Origin of the sequence: Geodermatophilus sp. CPCC 205506, from assembly GCF_051383635.1 — a bacterium.
Taxonomy (GTDB): Bacteria; Actinomycetota; Actinomycetes; order Mycobacteriales; family Geodermatophilaceae; genus Geodermatophilus.
Genome location: NZ_JALPKP010000061.1, coordinates 23,967 through 29,966, shown reverse-complemented (window position 1 = coordinate 29,966; position 6,000 = coordinate 23,967). Strand labels below are relative to the sequence as shown.

Here is a 6,000-nt window from a genome sequence, read left to right as displayed (position 1 = left end):
ACCCTCATCGAGGTGTCCTACGGCGACGCGACCGGGCGGATCTTCGCCATCTCCGCCGTCGTCCCTCGTCAGCTGTCCAGTGCGGCGTCCAGGCTGATGTCGACGGCGGCCAGGGCCTTGCTGACCGGGCAGCCGACCTTGGCGGCCTGGGCCGCCTTCTCGAAGTCGGCCGCATCGAGCCCGTCGACCTCGCCGCGGACGGTGAGCTTGATCGTGGTGATGGTGGGTGCACCGTCCTTCTGGCCCAGTGTCACGGCGGCGGAGACCTCGAGGGCCTGCGGGGTGCCGCCGGCCTTTCCGATCTCGCTGGACAGCGCCATCGCGAAGCACGCGGAGTGCGCGGCCGCGATCAGCTCCTCGGGGCTGGTCGTGCCGTCGGCCTCCTCGGCCGTGCGCTTGGGGAACGAGACCTCGTAGGTGCCGACCTTGGAGCTGGAGAGCTCCACCTGGCCGGAGCCCTCCATGAGGGAGCCGTTCCAGGCGGTTCGGGCGGAACGCGTGGGCATGCGATCTCCTCCGTCAGAGTGCGTACGGAGGCGCCCTACCCCGGGCGGTTGCGGGCAACCCCGTCAGTGCGCGGTCATCCGGTCGGTGACCAGCTGGAGCTTGGCCTTGAGCTCGGAGAACTCCGCGCGGTCCAGGTCGAGGGCGCAGATGATCTCGCCGGAGATCGCCTCCGCCCGGTCGCGCAGCGCCCGGCCGGCCTCGGTGAGCGAGATGGACACCGAGCGCTCGTCCTCGAGCCGGCGGTTGCGCGTGACCAGGCCCGCCGTGGTGAGGCGCTTCAGCAGCGGCGAGAGCGTGCCACTGTCGAGGAAGAGCCGGGTACCGAGCTGGCCGACGGTCTGGTGGTCCTCCTCCCACAGCAGCATCATCACGAGGTACTGCGGGTAGGTGAGCCCGATCGCGTCGAGCATGGGCCGGTAGCGCGCCGTCATCGCCCGGGAGGCCGCGTAGAGCGCGAAGCAGAGCTGGTCCTCGAGAACTGCGCTCGGGGCCGGCAGACGGGTCACGCCCGGGAGTCTAGGGGTCCACTCTGGCCGCTACCCCGGGTTGCGCTCGATCGTGGGTACCGCCTCCGCGCTTGCGGTGAGGCGACGCAGCGAGGTTGAGTGGAACAGACTCAACTCGTCCGCCGTTGGACCACTCGAGAACCCCGGCCGGACCCCGGCCCACCCGGAGAGGACCGTCCCCACCCACCATGCAGAGCAAGCTCACCACCCGTTCGCAGGAGGCCATCGCCGCCGCTCAGCGGCTGGCGGTCGACCGTGGCCAGGCCGCCCTGGAGCCCCTGCACCTGCTCGCCGCGCTGCTGGAGCAGACCGACGGCATCGCCGGACCGCTGCTCAAGGCCGTGGGGGCCGACACGGCCGACGTCCGTGCCAAGACCGAGGCCGCCCTCCGCCGGATGCCCAGCGTCAGCGGCGCGACCGTGCCCGCCCCGTCGCCGTCCCGGGAGCTGCTCCGGGTCATGAACGCCGCCGGCGAGCAGACCAGTGCGCTCGGCGACGAGTTCGTCTCCACCGAGCACCTGCTGGTCGGCCTGGCCGAGTCCGAGGGCGAGGCCGGCGCGGTGCTCAAGAGCTCCGGCGCCACCCGCGACGCGCTGCTGGCCGCCTTCCGCACCGTCCGTGGCAACCGCAAGGTGACCACCGCCGACCCGGAGAGCACGTTCCAGGCGCTGGAGAAGTACGCCGTCGACCTCACCCAGCGCGCCCGTGACGGGAAGATCGACCCCGTCGTCGGCCGCGACACCGAGATCCGCCGGGTCGTGCAGGTGCTGTCCCGGCGGACCAAGAACAACCCGGTGCTCATCGGGGAGCCCGGCGTCGGCAAGACCGCGATCGTCGAGGGCCTGGCCCAGCGGATCGTGGCCGGTGACGTGCCGGAGAGCCTGAAGGGCAAGCGGCTCATGGCGCTGGACCTGGCGTCGATGGTGGCCGGCGCGAAGTACCGCGGTGAGTTCGAGGAGCGGCTCAAGGCCGTCCTCCACGAGATCACCGAGGCCGAGGGCGAGGTCATCACCTTCATCGACGAGCTGCACACGATCGTCGGCGCCGGGGCCACCGGCGACTCGGCGATGGACGCCGGCAACATGATCAAGCCGATGCTCGCCCGCGGGGAGCTGCGGATGGTCGGCGCGACCACCCTCGACGAGTATCGCGAGCACATCGAGAAGGACCCCGCCCTCGAGCGGCGCTTCCAGCAGGTCTTCGTCGGGGAGCCCAGCGTCGAGGACACCATCGGCATCCTGCGCGGGCTCAAGGAGCGCTACGAGGTGCACCACGGCGTCCGGATCACCGACGCCGCGATCGTCGCCGCCGCCACCCTGTCCGACCGGTACGTCACCGCGCGGTTCCTGCCGGACAAGGCGATCGACCTGGTCGACGAGGCCGCCAGCCGGCTGCGCATGGAGATCGACAGCCGCCCCGTCGAGGTCGACGAGGTCGAGCGCGCCGTGCGCCGGCTGGAGATCGAGGAGATGGCGCTGGCCAAGGAGGACGACGCGTCGTCGAAGGACCGGCTGGCCTCGCTGCGGTCCGATCTGGCCGACAAGCGCCAGCAGCTCGACGAGCTGACCGCCCGCTGGCAGCAGGACAAGGGCGCCATCGTCCGCATCCAGCAGATCAAGGAGGAGCTGGAGCGGGCGCGGCTGGAGGCCGAGCGGGCCGAGCGGGACGGCGACCTCGCGCACGTCGCCGAGCTGCGCTACGGCCGCCTGCCCCAGCTGGAGAAGGCGCTGGCCGAGGCCGAGGCGTCGGTCGAGGACGGCACCTCCATGCTCAAGGAGGAGGTCGGCCCCGACGACATCGCCGAGGTCGTGCAGGCCTGGACCGGGATCCCGGCCGGCCGGCTGCTCGAGGGCGAGACGCAGAAGCTGCTGCGGATGGAGGACGAGCTCGGCCTGCGGGTGGTCGGCCAGCCCGACGCCGTCCGTGCCGTCTCCGACGCCGTCCGCCGGGCCCGCTCCGGGGTGTCGGATCCCGACCGCCCGACCGGCTCGTTCCTCTTCCTGGGCCCGACCGGCGTCGGCAAGACCGAGCTGGCCAAGGCGCTGGCGGAGTTCCTGTTCGACGACGAGCGGGCGATGGTCCGCATCGACATGAGCGAGTACTCCGAGAAGCACTCGGTCGCCCGGCTGGTCGGCGCGCCGCCCGGCTACGTCGGTTACGAGGCCGGCGGCCAGCTCACCGAGGCGGTCCGGCGACGGCCGTACACCGTCGTGCTGCTCGACGAGGTGGAGAAGGCGCACCCCGACGTCTTCGACGTGCTGCTGCAGGTGCTCGACGACGGCCGGCTGACCGACGGCCAGGGCCGGACGGTGGACTTCCGGAACACCATCCTCATCCTGACCTCGAACCTGGGCTCGCAGCTGATCGCCGACCAGTCGGTCGAGGAGGAGCGGCGCCGGCAGGCGGTGCTCGAGGTGGTCCGGCAGCACTTCAAGCCGGAGTTCCTCAACCGGCTGGACGACGTCGTGGTCTTCCGCGCCCTGGGCAGCGAGGAGCTGGCCGGCATCGTCGACATCCAGGTCGGCGTGCTCGCCCGGCGGCTGGCCGCCCGGCGGCTGACGCTGGACGTCACCGACGCCGCCCGCGAGTGGCTGGCGATCAACGGGTTCGACCCGGTCTACGGCGCCCGGCCGCTGCGCCGGCTGGTGCAGTCGGCGATCGGCGACCAGCTGGCCCGGGCGCTGCTGGCCGGTGACATCCGGGACGGCGACACGGTCGTCGTCGACGCGCCGGACGACCTCGCCGTCGAGGGGCTGACCGTCTCCCGCGGCTGACGCTGCTCGGGCCCGCCGTTCTCCCCCCGGAGAGCGGCGGGCCCGACGCGTCGCGATCCCGATCGGGTCTCGATCGGCCCGGGGTGCTGGTCCCGCGCCGCCCGGTGGGTGAGCATCGCCGCCGAGTGCAGGAACGGGAACGGGAGCGCAGATGACATCAGGGCAGGGCGGCCAGGACCCGCAGCAGGGCTGGCAGGCACCGCCACCCCAGGGGTGGCAGCAGCCGCCGCCGCAGGGTTGGCAGGCGCCGCCTCCGCAGCAGCAGGGGTGGCAGGCGCCGCCCGCGCCGCCGCAGTACGGCTACGCCGCCGCTCCGTCGGCTCCCGGGCACGCACCCCAGGAGGCCCCGCCGCGGCCGGACACCGTGCGCTTCGGGGTCGGCGCCTTCATCGCCAGCCTGGTGCTCGGCCTGGTCGGGTCGATCGTCACCTTCGCCAGCATCGACACCCTGATCGACCAGGAGCTGGCCCGCTCCGGCGTCGACGTGTCCGTGTCCGACGACGCCGTCCAGGCCGTGCTGATCGTCAGCGCCGTCCTCGGACTGCTCCTCGTGGCCCTCGAGGCGCTGTTCATCTGGTTCGCCTGGAACGGCCGCAACTGGGCGCGGATCGTGCTGTTCGTCCTCGGCGGGCTGGGCATCATCGGCGGGCTGTCGGCGCTGGCCCAGCCGAGCACCGGGTTCCTCACCGCGCTCTCGGTCTGTCAGATGCTGGTGCTCATCGCCGGCGTCGTCCTGCTGGCCCGGCCGCAGTCGAGCGAGTGGTACCGGACCATGGGCTGGCGACGGGCCGCCGGCCTGCGCTGACCCCGCGGCGGGCGGTCCGGCCGCACCGGCTCCGCGGGGAGGCCGGAGAATGTCCCGGCCCGACGAAGGAGAGACCCCGCTCGTGACCCGCACCCGCGCCGCCCGCTGCGCCCTGGCCGTCGCCTCCGCCGTCGTGCTGAGCGCGTGCAGCTCCGACGACGGCGGCTCGTCCGCGGCGGAGACCGCGACCGCCCCGGCGGCGCCGACGACGAGTGCCGCGCCCGCGCCGACGGGACCCTTCGGCGCCGGGTGCGCCGCCGTGCCGCCCGAGGGCATCGCCGCGATGGCCGACGACCCCGTCGTCGTCGCCGCCGGCACCACCCCGCTGCTGTCCACCCTGGTCATCGCCGTGCAGACGGCGAACCTGGTGGACGCGTTCAACACCACGCCGGACATCACCGTGCTCGCCCCCGCGAACACCGCCTTCGAGGCCGTTCCCGCGGATGCGCTGAACGCGCTGCTGGTCGACACGGCGCGGCTCACCGCGCTGCTCACCCACCACGTCATCCCCGGGCGGCTGACCCCGGGCGAGCTGGCGGGCACGCACACCACGCTCAGCGGCGACGAGGTCACCGTCGAGGGCGAGGGGGGGAGCTTCACGGTGAGCGCCGACCAGACCGTCGTCGGCGCGGCCCCCGCGTCGGTGGTCTGCGGCAACGTGCAGACGGCGAACGCGACGGTCTACATCGTCGACCAGGTGCTCGCCCCGGCCACCTGAACGGCCCCGTCCAGGGGCCGCCCCGAACCCGCGAAGGTGGGGAGGACGGGGTCCTTCTAGGGTCGGCGTCATGACGGCTCCCGCGAGCACGCCCGACCGTGACCGGCTGCTCGAGCTCATCGTCGACCTGGCCGTGGTGCACGGGCGGGTGACCCTCTCCTCCGGGCGCGAGGCCGACTGGTACATCGACATGCGCCGGCTGACCCTGCACCACCAGGGCGCCCCGCTGGTGGGCCGGGTGATGCGGCAGCTGACCGGCGACCTGCGCTACGACGTCGTCGGCGGCCTGACCCTCGGCGCCGACCCGGTGGCCACGGCGATGCTGCACGCGGCCGCGGCGGGGGAGGGCTTCCTCGACGCCTGCGTCGTGCGCAAGGCCGGCAAGGCGCACGGGCTGCAGCGGCGGATCGAGGGACCGGACGTCGCCGGGCGCGCCGTGCTCGTCGTCGAGGACGTCTCCACCACCGGGTCCAGCCCGCTGACCGCGGTCGAGGCGCTGCGCGAGGCCGGGGCCGAGCCGATCGCGGTGGCGGTCATCGTCGACCGGGGCGGGCGGGCCGCGGTCGAGGAGGCCGGGCTCGAGTACCGCGCCGCCTTCACCCTCGCCGACCTCGGCCTGGCGTAGGGACCCCGTCCTCCTCACCGCTCGCAGGCTCGCGGCGAGCCTCTGGACGGCGCCACGCCGTCGTA

At 73.4% G+C, this 6,000-nt stretch carries 6 protein-coding genes; 4 read left to right on the top strand and 2 right to left on the bottom strand.

Annotation, left to right across the window (positions count from 1 at the left end):
• Nucleotides 1-68 precede the first annotated feature (68 nt).
• The gene (locus MY520_RS24475; protein ID WP_436695295.1) at nucleotides 69-506 is read right to left on the bottom strand and encodes an OsmC family peroxiredoxin; all 438 of its coding nucleotides are present in this window, start codon (nucleotides 504-506) and stop codon (nucleotides 69-71) included.
• Between the two features lie 63 nt (nucleotides 507-569).
• Entirely contained in the window at nucleotides 570-1,013 is a 444-nt protein-coding gene (locus MY520_RS24470) for a MarR family winged helix-turn-helix transcriptional regulator (RefSeq protein ID WP_436695294.1), read from the bottom strand.
• A gap of 188 nt (nucleotides 1,014-1,201) precedes the next feature.
• On the opposite strand from MY520_RS24470, the gene clpB reads away from it, so the two are divergent.
• The 4 genes from clpB (at nucleotide 1,202) to pyrE (ending at nucleotide 5,935) form a co-directional block, all read left to right on the top strand.
• The gene (gene clpB, locus MY520_RS24465; RefSeq protein ID WP_436695293.1) at nucleotides 1,202-3,787 is read left to right on the top strand and encodes an ATP-dependent chaperone ClpB; all 2,586 of its coding nucleotides are present in this window, start codon (nucleotides 1,202-1,204) and stop codon (nucleotides 3,785-3,787) included.
• Nucleotides 3,788-3,938: 151 nt separating this feature from the next.
• Nucleotides 3,939-4,592, top strand: a complete 654-nt coding sequence (locus tag MY520_RS24460) for a hypothetical protein (RefSeq protein WP_436695292.1) — start codon at nucleotides 3,939-3,941, stop codon at nucleotides 4,590-4,592.
• A gap of 82 nt (nucleotides 4,593-4,674) precedes the next feature.
• Nucleotides 4,675-5,310: a fasciclin domain-containing protein gene (locus tag MY520_RS24455; RefSeq protein ID WP_436695291.1), complete on the top strand. Its 636-nt coding sequence runs from the start codon at nucleotides 4,675-4,677 to the stop codon at nucleotides 5,308-5,310.
• A 70-nt stretch (nucleotides 5,311-5,380) separates the two neighbouring features.
• The gene (gene pyrE, locus MY520_RS24450) at nucleotides 5,381-5,935 is read left to right on the top strand and encodes an orotate phosphoribosyltransferase (RefSeq protein ID WP_436695290.1); all 555 of its coding nucleotides are present in this window, start codon (nucleotides 5,381-5,383) and stop codon (nucleotides 5,933-5,935) included.
• Nucleotides 5,936-6,000: the final 65 nt, after the last annotated feature.

Bases quoted from the DNA above. Each gene is read 5' to 3' on its own strand.
- MY520_RS24475 (WP_436695295.1), bottom strand. From the start codon at position 506: ATGCCCACGCGTTCCGCCCGAACCGCCTGGAACGGCTCCCTCATGGAG.
- clpB (WP_436695293.1), top strand. From the start codon at position 1,202: ATGCAGAGCAAGCTCACCACCCGTTCGCAGGAGGCCATCGCCGCCGCT.
- MY520_RS24460 (WP_436695292.1), top strand. From the start codon at position 3,939: ATGACATCAGGGCAGGGCGGCCAGGACCCGCAGCAGGGCTGGCAGGCA.
- pyrE (WP_436695290.1), top strand. From the start codon at position 5,381: ATGACGGCTCCCGCGAGCACGCCCGACCGTGACCGGCTGCTCGAGCTC.